This is a genomic window from Pseudomonas sp. MB-090624, from assembly GCF_003205245.1.
GTDB classification, from domain to species: Bacteria; Pseudomonadota; Gammaproteobacteria; order Pseudomonadales; family Pseudomonadaceae; genus Aquipseudomonas; species Aquipseudomonas juntendi.
On record NZ_QJRK01000012.1, the window covers coordinates 49,786 to 66,782 of the forward strand.

Below are 16,997 nucleotides of genomic sequence, written 5' to 3' on the forward strand. Positions count from 1 at the left end.
CTCCTAGAGAAATTCAACCCGGTAGCCGCCGGGGAAGCAGGAACGCTTCAAAACAAAGAATAACATACGTACGTACGTACGCAAAGAGCAAATAGATTTCACCACGGACACCTGGTGCAAACGCAGTTGATATCAACTTAGGTAGTTGAATTTCGGGTCCAGCTCGGGGCTGGTAAGAGGAGGGGAGGGAGGGAGGAGGGGTCGGTCAGTGCCTGAAACCCCGAGGGCCGATTGCGCGGCCCCTTTTTCATCATTCAGCCTTAGCCTTGGCCTTCACCGGCAGAGTCTGGTTATGGTGATAGGCGGGCATCCAGCGGGTAAGCAGCTTGATCCCATGGAAAGAGCTGCCTTGGCCACTGATCACAAATGCAACTGGATCCGCCCCCTTGGGGACGCGTCGACCTTCCTTCTTCCAATACCCCGCGGTTTTGACGTCATCAGGTTGTAGTGGCCAGCACGATACATCAGGTTTGCAGTCGTAATGCGGGAGCCCGGGATGCTCGGCTTCTTCGGTCGTCAACCGTTCAATGATTGCTGCTGAACGAGTCATAAAAACCTCCATCAACAAGGGTTTCCAATTCGCTACCCGCGTGCAGGTAACGGGTGATCGGGTCGCTTCGGAGTCACGCACGGCGATGCGGGGTGATTTGGGTTAGCCGCTATCGCCGCGCACTCCGCCTCATACGCAGCCTGGTCAGCTGTCTTTTCGTACCTCTGCTGCCCATATCCGACGATGAGGAACGTGCCGATCAGGATCAACTTTGTAGACGTTTTCATGCTGTGTTCACTTCCCTGTAAGTCCATTTTTCAAGGTCGCCTTCCGGGCATCCTTACTTGGGTTCATCAGGTTTGCCGGCAGAAGGCTTCTCCGTCGCACTGCTATGCCGGCTTTTGGTCGGGCTCAAGCGAGTCATAAGCTCGCTGTTCTGCCGCAGCACCTCTTGGAGGGGGAACCGCAGAATTCGGAAAAAATCGTACGCTAAGCTAACGGTGTTCTCGTGACAGCTCTTTGACTAGGCTTTCTAAGGGGTCGTCTCAGAAAACGGAAAATAAAGCACGCTAAGGCATAGCCGAACCTGCCAAGCTTGCTCCACCCTGTAGTGACGCGATCAGCGGGCAGGAAACGTTCCCCCTTCGCGCATGGCAGGCGCACACCAACTCAGACAGCACGGCCTCCATGCGCGCCAGGTCAGCCATTTTCTCGCGCACGTCCTTGAGCTTGTGCTCGGCCAGACTGCTGGCTTCCTCGCAATGGGTGCCATCCTCCAGCCGCAGCAGCTCGGCGATCTCATCCAGGCTGAAGCCCAGCCGCTGGGCTGATTTCACGAAGCGCACCCGCGTTACATCCGCCTCGCCATAGCGGCGGATGCTGCCATAGGGCTTGTCAGGCTCCAGCAACAAGCCCTTGCGCTGATAGAAACGGATGGTCTCCACATTGACCCCGGCCGCCTTGGCGAAAACGCCAATGGTCAGGTTCTCCAAATTGTTTTCCATATCGCTTGACTCCGTACATGAGTACGGAAGTAAGGTTACGCTATCCAATTTCAATTCGAAAGGACAAGCGCATGTCTGAACCAAAAACCGGGCGCGGCGCGCTCTTCACTGGAGGGCTTGCCGCCATCCTCGCCTCGGCTTGCTGCCTCGGGCCGTTGGTTCTGATCGCCTTGGGGTTCAGCGGCGCTTGGATCGGCAACTTGGCGGTGTTGGAACCCTATCGCCCCATCTTTATCGGCGTGGCGCTGGTGGCGTTGTTCTTCGCCTGGCGGCGCATCTACCGGCAGGCAGCGGCCTGCAAACCGGGTGAGGTCTGCGCGATTCCCCAAGTGCGAGCTACTTACAAGCTCATTTTCTGGATCGTGGCCGCGCTGGTTCTGGTCGCGCTCGGATTTCCCTACGTCATGCCATTTTTCTACTGATCGGAGTTCACCATGAAGAAACTGTTTGCCTCCCTCGCCCTCGCCGCCGTTGTTGCCCCCGTCTGGGCCGCCACCCAGACCGTCACGCTGTCCGTACCGGGCATGACCTGCTCCGCCTGCCCGATCACTGTCAAGAAGGCGATTTCCAAGGTCGAAGGCGTCAGCAAAGTTGACGTGACTTTCGAGACACGCCAAGCGGTCGTCACCTTCGACGATGCCAAGACCAGCGTGCAGAAGCTGACCAAGGCAACCGCAGACGCGGGCTATCCGTCCAGCGTCAAGCAGTGAGTCACTGAAAACGGCACCGCAGCACAACGGACGTCATTGTCTGGCGCCACAAACGATAAAGGATCTGTTGCATGACCCATCTAAAAATCACCGGCATGACTTGCGACTCGTGCGCGGCGCACGTCAAGGAAGCGCTGGAAAAAGTGCCAGGCGTGCAGTCGGCGCTGGTGTCCTATCCGAAGGGCACAGCGCAACTCGCCATCGTGCCGGGCACATCGCCGGACGCGCTGACTGCCGCCGTGGCCGGACTGGGCTACAAGGCAACGCTAGCCGATGCGCCACTGGCGGACAACCGCGTCGGACTGCTCGACAAGGTGCGGGGATGGATGGCCGCCGCCGAAAAGCACAGTGGCAACGAGCCCCCGGTGCAGGTAGCGGTCATTGGCAGCGGTGGAGCCGCGATGGCGGCGGCGCTGAAGGCCGTCGAGCAAGGCGCGCAGGTCACGCTGATCGAGCGCGGCACCATCGGCGGCACCTGCGTCAATGTCGGCTGTGTGCCGTCCAAGATCATGATCCGCGCCGCCCACATCGCCCATCTGCGCCGGGAAAGCCCGTTCGATGGCGGTATTGCGGCAACTGTGCCTACGATTGACCGCAGTAAGCTGCTGGCCCAGCAGCAGGCCCGCGTCGACGAACTGCGGCACGCCAAGTACGAAGGCATCCTGGGCGGTAATCCGGCCATCACCGTTGTGCACGGTGAGGCGCGCTTCAAGGACGACCAGAGCCTTACCGTCCGTTTGAACGAGGGTGGCGAGCGCGTCGTGATGTTCGACCGCTGCCTGGTCGCCACGGGTGCCAGCCCGGCGGTCCCGCCGATTCCGGGGTTGAAAGAGTCACCCTACTGGACTTCCACCGAGGCCCTGGCGAGCGACACCATTCCCGAACGCCTTGCCGTAATCGGCTCGTCGGTGGTGGCGCTGGAGCTGGCGCAAGCCTTTGCCCGGCTGGGCAGCAAGGTCACGGTCCTGGCGCGCAATACCTTGTTCTTCCGTGAAGACCCGGCCATCGGCGAGGCGGTGACAGCCGCTTTCCGTGCCGAGGGCATCGAGGTGCTGGAGCACACGCAAGCCAGCCAGGTCGCCCATATGGACGGTGAATTCGTGCTGACCACCACGCACGGTGAATTGCGCGCCGACAAACTGCTGGTTGCCACCGGTCGGACACCGAACACGCGCAGCCTCGCGCTGGACGCAGCGGGGGTCACTGTCAATGCGCAAGGTGCCATCGTCATCGACCAAGGCATGCGCACGAGCAACCCGAACATCTACGCGGCCGGCGACTGCACCGACCAGCCGCAGTTCGTCTATGTGGCGGCAGCGGCCGGCACCCGTGCCGCGATCAACATGACCGGCGGCGATGCGGCGCTCGACCTGACCGCAATGCCGGCCGTGGTGTTCACCGATCCGCAAGTGGCGACCGTGGGCTACAGCGAGGCGGAAGCCCACCACGACGGGATCGAGACCGACAGCCGCACCTTGACCTTGGACAACGTGCCGCGTGCGCTCGCCAACTTCGACACACGCGGCTTCATCAAGTTGGTTATCGAGGAAGGCAGCCATCGGCTGATCGGCGTACAGGCGGTCGCGCCGGAAGCGGGTGAACTGATCCAGACGGCGGCTCTGGCCATTCGCAACCGCATGACGGTGCAGGAACTGGCCGACCAGTTGTTCCCCTACCTGACGATGGTCGAGGGGTTGAAGCTCGCGGCGCAGACCTTCAACAAGGATGTGAAGCAGCTTTCCTGCTGCGCCGGGTGAGAAAAAGGAGGTGTTCAATGAACGCCTACCCGGTGTCCCGGCTGGCTCTTGATGCCGGGGTGAGCGTGCATATCGTGCGCGACTACCTGCTGCGCGGATTGCTGCGCCCGGTGGCGTGCACACCAGGCGGCTACGGCTTGTTCGATGACGCCGCCTTGCAACGGCTGTGCTTCGTGCGGGCGGCCTTCGAGGCGGGCATCGGCCTCGACGCGCTGGCGCGGCTGTGCCGGGCGCTGGATGCGGCGGACGGCGACGAAGCGGCCGCGCAGCTTGCCCTGCTGCGTCAGTTCGTCGAGCGTCGGCGCGAAGCGTTGGCCGATCTGGAAGTGCAGTTGGCCACCCTGCCGACCGAGCCGGCACAGCACGCGGAGAGTCTGCCATGAACAACCCCGAGCGCTTGCCGTCCGAGACGCACAAACCGATCACCGGCTACCTGTGGGGCGGACTGGCTGTGCTGACTTGCCCCTGCCACCTGCCCATCCTCGCTGTCGTGCTGGCCGGCACAACCGCCGGTGCTTTCCTCGGCGAGCATTGGGTCATCGCGGCGCTCGGTTTGACCGGCCTGTTCCTTCTGTCCCTGTCGCGGGCGTTGCGGGCATTCAGGGAAAGAGAATGAGCGCTTTCCGGCCGGATGGATGGACGACGCCGGAACTGGCCCAAGCGGTCGAGCGCGGGCAGCTTGAACTGCACTACCAGCCCGTCGTCGATCTGCGCAGTGGTGGGATTGTCGGCGCGGAAGCCCTGTTGCGCTGGCGTCATCCGACGCTTGGACTATTGCCACCGGGCCAGTTCCTGCCCGTGGTCGAATCGTCCGGCCTGATGCCTGAAATCGGCGCTTGGGTGCTGGGCGAAGCCTGCCGCCAGATGCGTGACTGGCGAATGCTGGCATGGCGACCGTTCCGGCTGGCCGTCAATGCTTCGGCGAGCCAAGTGGGACCGGACTTCGACGGGTGGGTAAAGGGCGTGCTGGCTGATGCCGAGTTGCCCGCCGAGTATCTCGAAATCGAGCTGACCGAATCGGTCGCGTTTGGTGATCCGGCGATCTTCCCCGCCCTGGACGCCTTGCGGCAGATCGGTGTGCGCTTCGCCGCCGATGACTTCGGGACGGGGTATTCCTGTCTGCAACATCTGAAGTGCTGCCCAATCAGCACGCTCAAGATCGACCAATCGTTTGTCGCCGGGCTCGCCAACGACCGCCGCGACCAAACCATCGTGCACACCGTGATTCAGCTTGCGCACGGGCTGGGCATGGATGTGGTGGCTGAAGGCGTGGAAACATCGGCGAGTCTTGATCTATTGCGACAAGCGGACTGCGACACAGGACAAGGCTTCCTGTTCGCGAAGCCAATGCCGGCGGCGGCATTCGCCGTCTTCGTCAGTCAATGGAGGGGTGCCACCATGAATGCAAGTGACTCGACCACCACCAGTTGCTGCGTGTGCTGCAAGGAAATCCCGCTCGATGCCGCCTTCACCCCGGAAGGCGCGGAATACGTCGAGCACTTCTGCGGGTTGGAGTGTTATCAACGCTTCGAAGCGCGTGCCAAGACAGGGAACGAAACCGATGCCGATCCGAACGCCTGCGACTCGCTACCGTCAGATTGAGGCATGCCTCAACCTGGCGTCAGACCGGACGACCGAAGTACGTCAAGATAGGGGCTATTTCGGCTTTTCCTGACGTTTCCCTACAAACCTCTATGACTTCAACCTGACAGGCCACGGCTTCAGGCTGCTTGGTTGTCATTGGGTTTATCAAAACTTGAAGAAGTGGCGGGCTGCCGCTATTAGTTAAGATTCACTCAACACAAGGACGCGACGATGATTCAGAGATTTGTTGTTGTTCCTGCGATCCCCATCGAAACAGGATCGATTCGTAATGGAACTCGCTTTCACTCCACTACAGTTCCTGGCGGGTTTGATATTTATGACAATCAAGATAAGCAGCGATTGCAGTTCACCTACCCGACACAGATAGAAGCAGATGCTGAATGCGAAAGACTGAACATGGAGCACTATCAAACCTCTATGACAACACCTACCGGCATCAGCTCACCATGATCTAGTCGTTCTCTGCTCAACGGTGTGGACTGAAAACAAAAGCCCCGGCATCTTGACGGGGCTTTTGTTGAGGGGATCTGATCCTTCAGCTCCCACGATTGTAGTCAAGAAATGAAAGGCAAACCGAGCAAGTGCAAACACTCTGACAGAGACATGCCCGAACTTTGCGGGTCACAGGGCCTATCGTACGATTTTTTCCGTTTTCTCTATGCACCCCTATTGGGGTTGTCGATGGCCGATTGGAGCGTCAGCCCAAGTCGTTGCGTGAAGCGGTGGCCACCGCCGAACGGTTGGAGCGCGAAGGCTTCCGTTTCTCGGTCGGTATTGGCCAGCTCCTGGTGACGAACATGCGGGCTCTCGGCCTGAGCTACGCCCAAGCGTTTGAGCCGTGCCGCAACCTGCAGGCGATTAGCGAGCTGATGGTCAAGAACTACACCAAAGCCCTGACCGCGAATCCGAACCCACAAGAAGCCCTGCGCGACTCGCTCTCGATGTACTACAGCGGGAACCCTGTACGTGGTTATCGCCCGGACAAAGAGGGTGATCTGTCCTACGTGCAGAAAGTTGTGGTCGGTGCCCTGAATCCTTCGAGTGCTGATCCGATTGTGCCTGCTGTGGAGGCCACTGCAGGCGATGAGGCGATACCCGTAGCGGTTGCATCACCAGGGGCACGAAAAACGCCTGTGCGCGCTCGTACAGCTTCGTCAAAACATAGTGACCCATGGGTGATTGTGACCGACGAAAACGGCCAGGCACCGCAACCCGCTCAACAGGCTGCGATGCAACCGGCGAGCCCTGAGCAGTCAAGGATTCAAGTTGCGCTGGACACTGGCGATGCTGCGCCGGTTGAACAGTTCCAACGCTTCGCTGATCCCAAACCAGCCGCTGCGCTGGCATCCGGCCAAGGGCAAGCGCAAGTCGAGCCATCTTTCGTACAGATCATCAATTGAATTTCTCGCACGCGAGAAAAGGGGGATTTATGCAAAAACTTCCATCCGTTTTTTTGCTGGGAGCGTTATTGCTGTCAGGTCCAGCCGTTGCTGATGAACCGGTCCAGCCGCCCTATGGCCATGACAGTAACCCCGACGCTTGCGGTGCTGTTCTTTGTCTACTTGGCATGACCCGCGATGGTGACTGCGACAAGTACATCCAGAAATATTTCAGTATCAAGCGTTACAAGCACGGACATTTCAGTCCTTCGCGCACGAAAGCCGCACGGGGGGAGACTGTTGAGTCCTGCAAGGACGATGAGGGTTTGACTAAAAAGGCCAACGATATTTGGGGGCCTGTAGAACATGGTTTCTAGAGTTTTCAAGCCACTGGCGTTGACGATGGCACTGGTCGCGGGGGGCAGCCTGCAAGTGCTGGCCCTGGCTGCTGACAACGAGGGCGACGCAAGCCGTCGCATCGAGGTCGGTTTCTAGCCCGAGGGCTCTGCACAGAAACTAGTCTTGCGCACCATTTACGCGGCCACCAGCTCTATCCGCGTTGCTGCGTACGTCTTCACCAGTCCAGACGTTACCCGAGCGCTGGTTGCCGCCAAGCAACGCGGTGTTGACGTGGCGGTGGTCGCCGATCACCGCAGCAACCTCGAAGAAGCGCGCTCAACTGCTGGGCGCCATGCCCTGACGCTTATAGCCAAGACGGGTACCCAAATATTGGATCTGATTTTTCGCGCCCAGCATCAGACACGCGGCCGACTTCGCCTACGGCGCTTACTATTGGCGCAGTTGCACCGTGATCGCACTGGTGGGCCGCGTGCAGCACAACAGGATGTCACCGTTTTGCGGAGCGTCCAGCGGGTCGTCGAAGTACTCGACCGTACCTTCGCGCAAGCTCACCTGGCAGGTATTGCACAAGCCCGCCCGGCAATTGAACGCCGGAGTCAGGCCCGCCTGTTCGGCCAATTCGAGCAATGAATGGCAGTTTTCATCCCAGGCTACGCGGGTGCCGGACGGCATGAAGCAGACACTTACGGCACCGTCCTTTGCCACAGGTTCGCTCAGCGTCGGCTCAGGTGGCGGCGCTGGACTGACGTCGTCTTCCTCAAGCACCGTCGCCGGGCCAAAAAACTCGTAATGAATTCGTTCGCGGGCCACCCCAAGGCTGCGCAACAGCCGCCAGTTGGCCTGCATGAAAAGTCTGGGGCCGCACAGGTAGATATCATAGTCGTCCAACGGCAGCAGGCTTTGCAGGGTTTGGCGACTGATCAGGCCCTGGCTGTGAAAGCGGTCACGATCCGCCTCGCTCGGATTGCGATAACAGAAGTGCACTTCAATGCCCGGGCGCCGGTCGGCCAGGGCCAGCACTTCATCGCGAAACCCATGCACCGCGCCGTTTTCGCAGGCGTGCAGAAAGTGCACCGGGCGCATCGACTGGCCGCTCAGGCGATGCAGCATGCTCAGCATGGGCGTCAAACCGACGCCGCCGCTGAACAGCACCACCGGCCTTGGACTTTGCTCGTCCAGCACAAAGGTGCCGGATGGGCCTGCGATGTCGAGTACGTCGCCAACCCGCACGCCGTCGTGCAGGTGGTTGGAACCTTGTCCGGCCGGCAGGTCTTGGCGATCGAACGGGGCGGGTTCACGCTTGACCGAAATTCGTACCTGGAGCGGGTTGTCCGTGAGGGCACTGACGCTGTAGTTACGCAGCACTCGAGTGCCGTCGCCCAACACCAGCCGCACCGTGAGGAACTGCCCCGGACGAAAGTCCATGGGTGCAGGACCGTCCTGCGGCGCGAGGACGAAGGAGGTAATGACCGCGCTTTCCGGCGTTTTCTCGATCACCCGCCAAGCCTTGAAACCTTGGGGTTGGCTGCTCATCTCAAACCCCCGCTGTTTGCGGTCTGGCCTTGTACCAGCGGGATCAAGTCCGCAGGTTGTTCCTGGGCAATCAATTTGGCCAGGTTACGCCGGAAACGCAGGGGTCCCGAGTCGGAGGCCAGGTCGATATTGGGGCTGCACTTGTTGGCCATGCCTTGATGGACGGCGGCGAGCACCACGCGGTCTTCGGCGAAAGCGTGACGTACGTCCTCATCGAACTGGCGCGAGACTTCCTCGTTGTCCTGGTCGAAGTTGCGCACCTGGAACCAGTAGTAGCGGGTGGTGGACTCATCGATGGGGGTCATGAAGTTGTAGGAGTTCATCAAGAACACCTGTTCGTGCACCGGCCCGGCATCCGATCCGGTGCCGGCCGGGGTGAAGATGGCCTTGATGATGGCCTGGGCCGGGTAGTGCACTTCGTAATGCTGCTTGCGGTCACAGTTGCCGCTGAACTTGACGAACTTGGCGTAGAACGGCGCCACTTCGATGTCGCGCATCCACCGCGACACGATCACGCCGACGTCTGTCACCGTAGTTTGCAGCGGCTCCTGGGCGCATGCGGCGCTGCCAAAGGAGGACTGGTGAACCCAGGCCACGTGGGAGGGGTCGAGCAGGTTGTCGGTCATGTACAGGTAGTTGCAGGGGATGACCATGCTGTCGCCACGATTCAGGCCCCAGGCCGGATCGCCCCATTCGGGCACGTGGCAAATCTTGCTGGCGTCGGCCAGCTCGGCATCGCCCATCCAGATCCAGATCAGGCCGTAGCGCACGGCCAGCGGATAACTGCGCACCTTGGCGCCTTGGGGAACGTGCTTACTGCCGGGGGCGCGCACGCAACTGCCCGAGCAGTCGAAGGTTAGGCCGTGGTAACCGCATTCGATGTCGTCACCTTGGCGCCGCCCTAAGGACAACGGCAGTTTGCGATGCGGGCAGGCATCTTCTAGGGCGACCGGGGTGCCATCGCCTTTGCGGTAAAGCACTACCGCCTCATTCAGCAGCTTGACCGCAAACAGTTGCTCACCGAGTTCGGTTTCACTGGCGGCGACATACCAGGCGTTGCGCATAAACATGGGGTCTCTCCTTATTATTCTTCGGATCGTGGCTAACAACGGATCCAGAATACGAGAGGCCAGTTGAGTAAGAATAGATGGATAAAACTGATATTTGGTTTAGGTTCTCTTAAGTGTTTATCGCGTCCCCACGAACATCTCCTGTGGGAGCTAGCTTGCTCGCTCCCACACTGGGTGCTGTGCGTTTTACAGACCGCCGCGCGTGCCTATCGCGGACAACGCCCGTTCCCAGATCTGCCGCGTTCGCACCCACACCAACTCTTGCCAGTCGCTGTCCGCGGGGAAGAATTGTTCAAGCAGTTGCAACTTGATCTGCCGTGCTTCGGGGCCGGTTGGGTCGCCGTGTAGGTGCAGCCACTGATCGTCGCGCAGCACCGCATGGATTTGTTGACCAGGGTAGGTGCCGCACTCGATCACGAACGGCATCAGTTGCACATGAGGCAAGGCGTTGATGATGGCCTGGGAGGTGTAACCGGTGGCAGTGGCAGCAACGCCGGTGTCACTCTGGCTGTTGGCGCTGGTCATCAGGGTGAACAGCCAGGGCCCGAACAACACCTGGGCCTGGGGCAGTGCCGGGTACGAGGCCTGGGCAATGGTCATCAACATCGGATGGCCATAATCGCCCGCGCCGGTGTGCAGGTCGAAGCACATCGCGACCTCGGCGTGTGCCAGGTGTTCGCCGAGGATCCGGTGCAGGGTCTGGTTCGACCAACTTGAGCTGTTACCGCCGTAGAACAGGCCATCGGGATGGCGATACTGACCGGCCTCGACAATCGACATCACCGCCGACCAGCCCTCGCGGCTGATCCGTTCATTGAGCTGGGCATCGGCGCGCTCACGTTCGGGGCCACGCAGTTGGGTACAGGTGTAGATCGGGTGCAGAGTTTCATAAGCCGCGTTGTCGGGTGGTGTCTTAGTGAAGTCCAGGTAGTTGCGGTTGAGGTCGATGTTGTCCTCGTTGACCCGACGCATCCAGGCCGTGCCCCACGGGTTGATCAAGTGGATCATCAGTACCGCGACGTCGTCGGGCAGGCTGCGCTCCCTGAAGGTTTGCAGCCATTGGCGCTGGCAATCCGAGCCGTAATAACCTTCCACGCCGTGGGTGCCGCTCAAGGCCACCAACACCCGTTTGGCCTGGGGGTTGCCGAGCAGGGCCACATCTGTGCCCAGGGCCTCGGCGAACGGGCCGCGCAATGGGTGCGGGTAATGGCTAAGACGGGCGCCGACGGCCTCGGCGGCGGCGAGGAATTGTTCACGCTGCTGGGTAAAGCTGCGGTGTGATGGAAAACCGTTACTCATGGTTGTCTCCTGTCGAAATGGGGTTACTTCAGGCGGCCGGAGAGGAACTGGGTCAAGCGCTCGCTTTGCGGACTGACCAGCACTTCACCCGGCGGACCTTGCTCTTCAACCCGGCCTTGGTGCAGGAACATCACATGGTTGGAGACGTTGCGCGCAAACCCCATCTCGTGGGTGACCACGACCATGGTGCGACCTTCCTCGGCCAGGGCCTGCATCACTTTCAGCACCTCGCCCACCAGTTCCGGATCCAGCGCGGAAGTGGGTTCGTCGAACAACATCACTTCCGGTTCCATGGCCAAGGCACGGGCAATGGCGACCCTTTGCTGCTGGCCGCCGGACAGGTGGGACGGGTATTTTTTCTCAACGCTCGGGTCCAGACCGACTTTATGCAGGTACTGCCGCGCGCGTGCCTCTGCGTCCTTGCGCTTGACGCCCAGCACATGCACCGGTGCTTCGATGATGTTCTCCAGCACGGTCATGTGCTGCCACAGGTTGAAGTGCTGGAACACCATCGCCAGTTTGGTGCGCACTTTTTGCAGCTGACGCGGGTCGGCCACCCGCAGCGCGCCGTTGAGATCCTGTTTGGTGCGGATTTGCTCGTTGTTTACCGTGATGGTTCCGGCGCACGGCTGTTCCAGGAAGTTGATGCAACGCAGGAAGGTGCTTTTGCCCGAGCCGCTGGAGCCAATGATGCTGATTACGTCGCCAGCTTTGGCCTTGAGCGATACGCCCTTGAGTACTTCGTGGTCGCCGTATTTCTTGTGCAGCTCATCTACGCTTAGCTTATACATGTTCGATGTCTCCAAAAGGACGGTCACTCAATGCGCCTGCGGTTGCAAGAAGGCCAGCCAGCGCACTTCGCAGCGACGAAACAGCCAGACCAGGGTAAACACCATCAGCGCGTACAGCACCGCCGCCAGGCCGAAGGCTTCGAACGAGGAGTAGGTCGCAGAGTTGACGTCGCGAGCGACCTTCAATAGATCGGGCACGGTGGCGGTGAAGGCGAGAGTGGTGGAGTGCAGCATCAGGATCACTTCGTTGCTGTAGTACGGCAGCGAACGGCGCAATGCCGAGGGCAGGATGATTCGCCGGTACAGGGTGAAGGTGGACATGCCATAGGCGCGGCCTGCTTCGATCTCGCCATAGGGCGTGGCGCGGATGGCGCCGGCGAAAATCTCCGTGGTGTAGGCGCACGTGTTGAGGGCAAAGGCCAGCAGGGTGCAGTTCATGCCCTCGCGAAAAAACGCATCGAGGGTCGGTTGGTCGCGCACCACTTGCAAGCTGTAGATCCCGGTGTAGAGGATTAGCAGTTGGATATACAACGGCGTGCCGCGAAACACGTAGGTGTAGAACCATACGGGCATGCGCAGCAGCGGATTGGACGAGACTCGTGCCACGGCCAGCGGCACGGCCAGGGTGCCGCCGATGGCGATGGAAGCGACTAGCAGCCAGAGGGTCATGGCCACGCCTGAGAGTTGGTAGCCGTCAAACCAAAGGTAGGCTTTCCAGTACTCCTGGACGATATCGATCATAGCTGCGCACCTCTGACGCCCACCGAGTAGCGGCGTTCAAGCCACATCAGCACGCCGTTGGAAACGGTGGTCAGGGCCAGGTAGATCAGGCCGCCGACCACGCTGAAGAAAAACAGGTCCATGGAGTTCTTGCCCGCGTCCTGGGTGACTTTGACGATATCGATCAAACCAATGATCGACACCAGCGCCGTGGCCTTGATCAACACCTGCCAGTTGTTGCCGATTCCCGGTAGGGCGAAGCGCATCATTTGTGGAAACAGCACCCGCACAAACACCTGCCGACGATTCATGCCGTAGGCCACGGCAGCTTCCAACTGGCCGGCTGGCACGGACTGAAAAGCGCCGCGGAAGGTCTCGGTGAAATAGGCACCGTAGATGAAACCCAGGGTCAGCACCCCGGCCGCGAAGGGGTTGATGTCAATCTGTTCGGTGTCCAGCCATTCAGTCAGGTTGTTCAGCCAGATCTGCAGGCTGAAGAACAGCAACAACATGATCACCAGGTCCGGCACGCTGCGAATCAGCGTGGTGTAGCCGGCGGCCAGGTGACGCAGCAGCGGTTGTTTCGATAGTTTGGCTGATGCGCCGATCAGGCCCAGCGTGACGGCCAGTACCATGGACATCAGTGCCAGCTGGATGGTCGCCAACGTACCTTCGAGAATGAGCGAACCATAGCCCTGTAAAAGCATGTTCTGTCTCTCCGTTGGCAAGGGCGGCCCGGGGGCCGGCCCTTGCGCGAAATGGATGGGCAAGGCGCCGGATCACCAAGCCGCGAGCGTTCCGGCACCGGTCAAGCGCAGGGCTTTTAGTTGTAGATGTCGAAGGTGAAGTACTTCTTCTGGATGGTGTCGTAGGTGCCGTTCTTGTGCATTTCGGCCAGTGCCCGGTTGATGGCTTCCATCAGCTGCGGCTCGTTCTTGCGCAGGCCGATGGCAATGCCTTCGCCCAGCAGTTCCTGGTTGTACACAGCGTCGCCGGCGAAGGCGAAACCGGTGTTCTTAGGCGTTTGCAAAAAACCCAGTTCGGCCACGGCGGCATCGGTCAGGCTGGCGTCGATACGGCCGCTGACCAGGTCCGGATACAGCAAGTCCTGATTGGGGTAGGTGACCATGATCACCCCTTTAGGCGCCCAGATTTTTTTGACGTACGTCTCTTGGGTAGTGCCTTGGGCTACGCCGACGCGCTTGCCTTTCAGGGATTCTGGCGTAGGCAGCAGACCGCTGTCCTTTTTCGCGATCAAACGGTTGGGGGAGTTATAGAGACGGTCGGAGAAGTCCACGTTTTTTTTGCGCTGGTCGTTGATGGTCATTGCCGACAACACGGCATCGAACTTTTTCGCCCGCAGCGCCGGGATGATGCTGTCGAATGCGTTTTCCACCCACACGCACTTGACCTTCAGCTCGGCGCAAATGGCGTTGCCCAGGTCGATGTCAAAGCCCACCAGTTGACCGTCGGGGTTTTTCGATTCGAACGGAGCGAAGGTCGGATCGACGCCAAAGCGAATGACGCTTAAATCCTTGGCCAGGACGCCGGTGGAAGCCAATGCAAAGACGGTGGCGAGTACAAATTTTTTCATTGTTGTTTTTCCTTTGTCTGACGGATCGAACGCTAACGATGTATTACAGAAAAATCTTTATATGATAGTACCTGTATATATATTTAATGCAAAATACAGGCCAATTCACGGAAAATGCCTGCAAGGTGCTGTTTTTCGCGGTGCTGATAAGCCCGGGGTGGCTGAGTCGCCGGGCCACTATGGTTTTTTGGTACGCATGGTTACATCAGAGGCTGCACCGTATCGGGTCTTGCGTAACAACATGGGGCGTCTCCTGACCGGGACAGGTAAATACCCGCCAAAGCCAGAATACGAGGCTTTTCATATACAAAAAATGTCGAAAACTGTGGCTTGCTATAGCTCAGCTAAAGTATAAAACCGTCGATTGCTATGGAGATGATGATGAACAGCTTGCCTTCCCTGCGCGCGCTGCAGGTTTTTGAAGCCGTGGGACGTTTCGGCGGCATTGTCGAGGCCGCCAAGCGTCTGGGTATCTCGGCCGGTGCCGTCAGCCAACAAATGAAACTGCTGGAAGACACCCTGGGCTTGAGCCTGACCTTGAAGGTCGGCAAGCGTATTCGCCTGACCGCCGCCGGCCAGCGTTATCACGATAGCTGCGCAGCGGCATTCGAGAGCCTGCGCATCGCCCAGGTCGAGGTCGAGCGGTCGAAAAACGCCAGCAACCTGCGCATCAGCGCTTTGCCGTCATTGCTGTCGGATTGGTTGGCACCGCACATCTATGCCTGGCAGGACGAGCACCCGGAACTCAATTTGTTTCTCGATGGCAGTCACGCCGAACCTTCGCCAGAGGGCTACGACATCGATTTTCGCTTCACCTACGGCGACTACGTGGCCACGGAAAACGCCATCGAACTGTTTCGCGATTGCGTGGTGCCGGTGTGCAGCCCTTGGTTGTTGCGGCCTGATGTGCTGCTCAACAAACCGGCAGACCTGCTGGCATATCCGCTGCTGTCCATCGACTGGCTACCGAAGTTTGCCTCGCCGCCTTCGTGGCGTGACTGGTTCAAGGCCCAACAGGTGGACTGCGAAAGCATTCGCGATGGCTACCGCGTGTATTCCTTGTCTGCCATGGCAATCCAGGCCGCATTGGCGGGGCAGGGTGTGGTACTGGCGCAATACTCAATGGTGGCTGATGCGTTGTCAGATGGGCGTTTGATCAGGCCGTTTGCCCGGGCCTTGCCCTTGCCGTCGGCGTATTTTTTGGTGGGTGCCAAGGGCGCGTTCGACAAGGCCCACTGCCGCGACTTCCACCGTTGGATTGTGGCGCGCGGGCGTGAGCAAATGGTGATCAATCAGCGGTTGCTGGCGTAGCCGTCACTAGGCTGCGCTTGAGCTCAGGTTTTCGTCGGACAGTTCGCTGTTGGAGCGCCGGCACAGGTAGTACTGGCGGCCGTCATCCACGTGCAGGTCGAACAGCTTTACCAGTTCGCCGCTGGCGACATCGGCGCCACCAACGGCTCGCGCAGCAGCGAGCAACCGGGGTTTGGGGAGCAATGGAACCAAAAACCAACGTAAGCTCTGAATCCCACCGTAAAGGGGCTTTCCGATCTCCAGCTCACCCGCCAGGCATTACTCTCTGATCAGTGCCTCGATGATCGGGCAGATCGTTCCGCCGTCTCCCGCATCACATTGCTGCACCAGTTCGCCTAACAGTTGCTGCATGACGACCAAGTCGGCCATCTTCTGCTCGATCAACGCGAGCTTGCGTGCAGCCCGTGCTCGCGTTTCGGCACAGGCGCACGACTCATCCAGCGTCAGCAGTCCACCGACTTCCGAGAGCGTGAAACCCAGCGCCTGAGCCCGCTTGATGAAACGCAGTCGCTTCACCATGTCCACCGGATAGCGCCGATGGCCACCCAAGGGTTTGGCTGGTTCATCCAGCAGCCCGCGTCGCTGGTAGTAGCGGATCGTCTCGACGTTCACCCCGGCGGCGTCTGCCAGCTTGCCAATGGTCAGCTCTGTGGCCATCACTTTCTCCTTGATTCCGTACTTTGGTACGGAGTTTAGAATAGCACCTAGGCAATCAGGCTCAGGAGATGGGAATGGGGATGCAACTCACCGGGAAAGGCTCGCTGGTCGCGAGTTCGCTGACCGCCATCGGTGCGTCGGTGTGCTGTGTCGGGCCACTGGTGCTGTTGGCACTCGGTGTCGGCGGTACGTGGGTGGGCGCTCTGACCATGATGGAGCCACTACGCCCCCTCTTCATCGGGTTGACTCTACTGTTCCTGGGATTGGCATTCCGCAAGCTCTACCTGGTGCCACAGGTTTGTACGCCAGGTACACCCTGCGCCGATCCGCGCACGCTCGTGCGACAGCGACTCGTGTTCTGGATCGTCAGCGTGCTGCTGCTCGGCCTATTGGCCGTGCCGTGGCTCGCCCCGCTGTTCTACTGAAGGAGATTAACCATGCGCAAACTGCTGATCGCCGTGCTTTTCGCCTTGCCCTTCGTGGCGCTGGCGGCTCCCCCGAAAACCGTCACGCTCGACGTGCAGAACATGACGTGCGGACTCTGTCCGATCACGGTCAAGAAGTCGCTGGAGAAGGTGTCCGGCGTGAGTGACGTCCAGGTCAATTTCGACCAGAAGACGGCGACCGTCACCTACGATCCCGATAAGGCCCAGCCCGAGGCACTGACTGAGGCGACCGCGAACGCGGGATACCCCTCCACAGTGCAGAAGTGAGGTC

General features: G+C 59.9%; 24 protein-coding genes and 2 pseudogenes. 15 read left to right on the forward strand and 11 right to left on the reverse strand.

Features of this window, described 5'->3' with window-relative positions:
• Positions 1 to 250: 250 nt before the first annotated feature.
• Positions 251 to 550 carry a hypothetical protein gene (locus DMX12_RS08930; RefSeq protein ID WP_023662976.1) on the reverse strand — a complete coding sequence of 100 codons (300 nt, stop codon included), beginning with the start codon at positions 548 to 550 and terminating at the stop codon, positions 251 to 253.
• 509 nt (positions 551 to 1,059) lie between these two features.
• Positions 1,060 to 1,494: a mercury resistance transcriptional regulator MerR gene (locus DMX12_RS08940; RefSeq protein ID WP_003131969.1), complete on the reverse strand. Its 435-nt coding sequence runs from the start codon at positions 1,492 to 1,494 to the stop codon at positions 1,060 to 1,062.
• 71 nt (positions 1,495 to 1,565) lie between these two features.
• On the opposite strand from DMX12_RS08940, the gene merT reads away from it, so the two are divergent.
• From merT to DMX12_RS29890, 11 genes and pseudogenes are all read left to right on the forward strand, one after another.
• Positions 1,566 to 1,916, forward strand: a complete 351-nt coding sequence (gene merT / locus DMX12_RS08945; RefSeq protein WP_003131974.1) for a mercuric ion transporter MerT — start codon at positions 1,566 to 1,568, stop codon at positions 1,914 to 1,916.
• 12 nt (positions 1,917 to 1,928) lie between these two features.
• Positions 1,929 to 2,204 (forward strand): mercury resistance system periplasmic binding protein MerP, encoded by a 276-nt coding sequence (gene merP, locus DMX12_RS08950; protein ID WP_003131987.1) that lies wholly within the window; start codon positions 1,929 to 1,931, stop codon positions 2,202 to 2,204.
• A 71-nt stretch (positions 2,205 to 2,275) separates the two neighbouring features.
• Complete coding sequence (gene merA / locus DMX12_RS08955; RefSeq protein ID WP_003156770.1) at positions 2,276 to 3,961, forward strand: mercury(II) reductase; 1,686 nt, start codon at positions 2,276 to 2,278, stop codon at positions 3,959 to 3,961.
• A 17-nt stretch (positions 3,962 to 3,978) separates the two neighbouring features.
• Positions 3,979 to 4,344 (forward strand): mercury resistance co-regulator MerD, encoded by a 366-nt coding sequence (gene merD / locus DMX12_RS08960; protein WP_032488411.1) that lies wholly within the window; start codon positions 3,979 to 3,981, stop codon positions 4,342 to 4,344.
• On the forward strand, positions 4,341 to 4,577 hold the full coding sequence (gene merE / locus DMX12_RS08965; RefSeq protein WP_003132004.1) for a broad-spectrum mercury transporter MerE: 237 nt from the start codon (positions 4,341 to 4,343) through the stop codon (positions 4,575 to 4,577). The genes merD and merE overlap by 4 nt, the downstream gene beginning before the upstream one ends.
• The gene (locus DMX12_RS08970) at positions 4,574 to 5,563 is read left to right on the forward strand and encodes a DUF3330 domain-containing protein (protein ID WP_012314201.1); all 990 of its coding nucleotides are present in this window, start codon (positions 4,574 to 4,576) and stop codon (positions 5,561 to 5,563) included. Before merE ends, DMX12_RS08970 begins: the two co-directional genes overlap by 4 nt.
• A 213-nt stretch (positions 5,564 to 5,776) precedes the next feature.
• Positions 5,777 to 6,016, forward strand: a complete 240-nt coding sequence (locus DMX12_RS08975; RefSeq protein WP_081791613.1) for a hypothetical protein — start codon at positions 5,777 to 5,779, stop codon at positions 6,014 to 6,016.
• A gap of 239 nt (positions 6,017 to 6,255) precedes the next feature.
• The gene (locus DMX12_RS08980) at positions 6,256 to 6,966 is read left to right on the forward strand and encodes a mating pair formation protein (protein ID WP_190288915.1); all 711 of its coding nucleotides are present in this window, start codon (positions 6,256 to 6,258) and stop codon (positions 6,964 to 6,966) included.
• Positions 6,967 to 6,995: 29 nt separating this feature from the next.
• Positions 6,996 to 7,322, forward strand: coding sequence for a TrbM/KikA/MpfK family conjugal transfer protein (locus tag DMX12_RS08985; RefSeq protein WP_053070061.1), 327 nt, complete (start codon positions 6,996 to 6,998; stop codon positions 7,320 to 7,322).
• Positions 7,312 to 7,440 (forward strand): hypothetical protein, encoded by a 129-nt coding sequence (locus DMX12_RS29885; RefSeq protein ID WP_254925078.1) that lies wholly within the window; start codon positions 7,312 to 7,314, stop codon positions 7,438 to 7,440. Before DMX12_RS08985 ends, DMX12_RS29885 begins: the two co-directional genes overlap by 11 nt.
• 27 nt (positions 7,441 to 7,467) lie before the next feature.
• Positions 7,468 to 7,662: pseudogene (locus DMX12_RS29890) on the forward strand (phospholipase D-like domain-containing protein); the annotation flags it as partial.
• A gap of 72 nt (positions 7,663 to 7,734) precedes the next feature.
• Here the strand turns inward: DMX12_RS29890 and DMX12_RS08995 are convergent.
• The 7 genes from DMX12_RS08995 to DMX12_RS09025 form a co-directional block, all read right to left on the reverse strand.
• Positions 7,735 to 8,838: an FAD-binding oxidoreductase gene (locus tag DMX12_RS08995; RefSeq protein WP_009682427.1), complete on the reverse strand. Its 1,104-nt coding sequence runs from the start codon at positions 8,836 to 8,838 to the stop codon at positions 7,735 to 7,737.
• Positions 8,835 to 9,908 carry an aromatic ring-hydroxylating dioxygenase subunit alpha gene (locus tag DMX12_RS09000; RefSeq protein ID WP_009682426.1) on the reverse strand — a complete coding sequence of 358 codons (1,074 nt, stop codon included), beginning with the start codon at positions 9,906 to 9,908 and terminating at the stop codon, positions 8,835 to 8,837. The genes DMX12_RS08995 and DMX12_RS09000 overlap by 4 nt, the downstream gene beginning before the upstream one ends.
• Before the next feature lie 186 nt (positions 9,909 to 10,094).
• A complete protein-coding gene (locus tag DMX12_RS09005) occupies positions 10,095 to 11,207 on the reverse strand; it encodes a DUF2817 domain-containing protein (protein ID WP_009682425.1) in 1,113 nt (370 codons plus the stop codon).
• A gap of 23 nt (positions 11,208 to 11,230) precedes the next feature.
• Positions 11,231 to 11,998: an ABC transporter ATP-binding protein gene (locus DMX12_RS09010; RefSeq protein ID WP_009682424.1), complete on the reverse strand. Its 768-nt coding sequence runs from the start codon at positions 11,996 to 11,998 to the stop codon at positions 11,231 to 11,233.
• A 27-nt stretch (positions 11,999 to 12,025) separates the two neighbouring features.
• Positions 12,026 to 12,739 carry an ABC transporter permease gene (locus DMX12_RS09015; protein ID WP_009682423.1) on the reverse strand — a complete coding sequence of 238 codons (714 nt, stop codon included), beginning with the start codon at positions 12,737 to 12,739 and terminating at the stop codon, positions 12,026 to 12,028.
• Positions 12,736 to 13,425: an ABC transporter permease gene (locus DMX12_RS09020; RefSeq protein WP_009682422.1), complete on the reverse strand. Its 690-nt coding sequence runs from the start codon at positions 13,423 to 13,425 to the stop codon at positions 12,736 to 12,738. The genes DMX12_RS09015 and DMX12_RS09020 overlap by 4 nt, the downstream gene beginning before the upstream one ends.
• A 116-nt stretch (positions 13,426 to 13,541) precedes the next feature.
• A complete protein-coding gene (locus tag DMX12_RS09025; protein ID WP_009682421.1) occupies positions 13,542 to 14,312 on the reverse strand; it encodes an ABC transporter substrate-binding protein in 771 nt (256 codons plus the stop codon).
• Here DMX12_RS09025 and DMX12_RS28965 point away from each other — a divergent pair.
• Together DMX12_RS28965 and DMX12_RS09030 are read left to right on the forward strand one after the other, a co-directional pair.
• Positions 14,269 to 14,667 carry a hypothetical protein gene (locus DMX12_RS28965; RefSeq protein WP_146226822.1) on the forward strand — a complete coding sequence of 133 codons (399 nt, stop codon included), beginning with the start codon at positions 14,269 to 14,271 and terminating at the stop codon, positions 14,665 to 14,667. The two genes, DMX12_RS09025 and DMX12_RS28965, sit on opposite strands and share 44 nt — an antisense overlap.
• Before the next feature lie 26 nt (positions 14,668 to 14,693).
• A complete protein-coding gene (locus DMX12_RS09030) occupies positions 14,694 to 15,623 on the forward strand; it encodes a LysR substrate-binding domain-containing protein (RefSeq protein ID WP_009682420.1) in 930 nt (309 codons plus the stop codon).
• 6 nt (positions 15,624 to 15,629) lie between these two features.
• Here DMX12_RS09030 and DMX12_RS09035 read toward each other — a convergent pair.
• Positions 15,630 to 15,790: pseudogene (locus DMX12_RS09035) on the reverse strand (LysR family transcriptional regulator); the annotation flags it as partial.
• Positions 15,791 to 15,881: 91 nt separating this feature from the next.
• Positions 15,882 to 16,280: an Hg(II)-responsive transcriptional regulator gene (gene merR / locus DMX12_RS09040; protein WP_003089120.1), complete on the reverse strand. Its 399-nt coding sequence runs from the start codon at positions 16,278 to 16,280 to the stop codon at positions 15,882 to 15,884.
• Positions 16,281 to 16,354: 74 nt separating this feature from the next.
• Here merR and DMX12_RS09045 point away from each other — a divergent pair, with 74 nt between their 5' ends.
• On the forward strand, positions 16,355 to 16,705 hold the full coding sequence (locus DMX12_RS09045) for a mercuric transporter MerT family protein (RefSeq protein WP_003089115.1): 351 nt from the start codon (positions 16,355 to 16,357) through the stop codon (positions 16,703 to 16,705).
• A gap of 12 nt (positions 16,706 to 16,717) precedes the next feature.
• Positions 16,718 to 16,993, forward strand: coding sequence for a mercury resistance system periplasmic binding protein MerP (gene merP / locus DMX12_RS09050; RefSeq protein ID WP_003150552.1), 276 nt, complete (start codon positions 16,718 to 16,720; stop codon positions 16,991 to 16,993).
• Positions 16,994 to 16,997 lie beyond the last annotated feature (4 nt).

What these genes read in the sequence shown, in the direction of transcription:
- merA (WP_003156770.1), top strand. Translation starts at nt 2,276, where the DNA reads ATGACCCATCTAAAAATCACCGGCATGACTTGCGACTCGTGCGCGGCG.
- DMX12_RS09000 (WP_009682426.1), bottom strand. Translation starts at nt 9,908, where the DNA reads ATGTTTATGCGCAACGCCTGGTATGTCGCCGCCAGTGAAACCGAACTC.
- DMX12_RS29885 (WP_254925078.1), top strand. Translation starts at nt 7,312, where the DNA reads ATGGTTTCTAGAGTTTTCAAGCCACTGGCGTTGACGATGGCACTGGTC.
- DMX12_RS08930 (WP_023662976.1), bottom strand. Translation starts at nt 550, where the DNA reads ATGACTCGTTCAGCAGCAATCATTGAACGGTTGACGACCGAAGAAGCC.
- merT (WP_003131974.1), top strand. Translation starts at nt 1,566, where the DNA reads ATGTCTGAACCAAAAACCGGGCGCGGCGCGCTCTTCACTGGAGGGCTT.
- DMX12_RS09020 (WP_009682422.1), bottom strand. Translation starts at nt 13,425, where the DNA reads ATGCTTTTACAGGGCTATGGTTCGCTCATTCTCGAAGGTACGTTGGCG.
- merD (WP_032488411.1), top strand. Translation starts at nt 3,979, where the DNA reads ATGAACGCCTACCCGGTGTCCCGGCTGGCTCTTGATGCCGGGGTGAGC.
- merR (WP_003089120.1), bottom strand. Translation starts at nt 16,280, where the DNA reads ATGGCCACAGAGCTGACCATTGGCAAGCTGGCAGACGCCGCCGGGGTG.
- DMX12_RS09015 (WP_009682423.1), bottom strand. Translation starts at nt 12,739, where the DNA reads ATGATCGATATCGTCCAGGAGTACTGGAAAGCCTACCTTTGGTTTGAC.
- DMX12_RS08975 (WP_081791613.1), top strand. Translation starts at nt 5,777, where the DNA reads ATGATTCAGAGATTTGTTGTTGTTCCTGCGATCCCCATCGAAACAGGA.
- DMX12_RS09025 (WP_009682421.1), bottom strand. Translation starts at nt 14,312, where the DNA reads ATGAAAAAATTTGTACTCGCCACCGTCTTTGCATTGGCTTCCACCGGC.
- merE (WP_003132004.1), top strand. Translation starts at nt 4,341, where the DNA reads ATGAACAACCCCGAGCGCTTGCCGTCCGAGACGCACAAACCGATCACC.
- DMX12_RS08985 (WP_053070061.1), top strand. Translation starts at nt 6,996, where the DNA reads ATGCAAAAACTTCCATCCGTTTTTTTGCTGGGAGCGTTATTGCTGTCA.
- merP (WP_003150552.1), top strand. Translation starts at nt 16,718, where the DNA reads ATGCGCAAACTGCTGATCGCCGTGCTTTTCGCCTTGCCCTTCGTGGCG.
- merP (WP_003131987.1), top strand. Translation starts at nt 1,929, where the DNA reads ATGAAGAAACTGTTTGCCTCCCTCGCCCTCGCCGCCGTTGTTGCCCCC.
- DMX12_RS09005 (WP_009682425.1), bottom strand. Translation starts at nt 11,207, where the DNA reads ATGAGTAACGGTTTTCCATCACACCGCAGCTTTACCCAGCAGCGTGAA.
- DMX12_RS09030 (WP_009682420.1), top strand. Translation starts at nt 14,694, where the DNA reads ATGAACAGCTTGCCTTCCCTGCGCGCGCTGCAGGTTTTTGAAGCCGTG.
- DMX12_RS09010 (WP_009682424.1), bottom strand. Translation starts at nt 11,998, where the DNA reads ATGTATAAGCTAAGCGTAGATGAGCTGCACAAGAAATACGGCGACCAC.
- DMX12_RS08970 (WP_012314201.1), top strand. Translation starts at nt 4,574, where the DNA reads ATGAGCGCTTTCCGGCCGGATGGATGGACGACGCCGGAACTGGCCCAA.
- DMX12_RS08940 (WP_003131969.1), bottom strand. Translation starts at nt 1,494, where the DNA reads ATGGAAAACAATTTGGAGAACCTGACCATTGGCGTTTTCGCCAAGGCG.
- DMX12_RS09045 (WP_003089115.1), top strand. Translation starts at nt 16,355, where the DNA reads ATGGGGATGCAACTCACCGGGAAAGGCTCGCTGGTCGCGAGTTCGCTG.
- DMX12_RS08995 (WP_009682427.1), bottom strand. Translation starts at nt 8,838, where the DNA reads ATGAGCAGCCAACCCCAAGGTTTCAAGGCTTGGCGGGTGATCGAGAAA.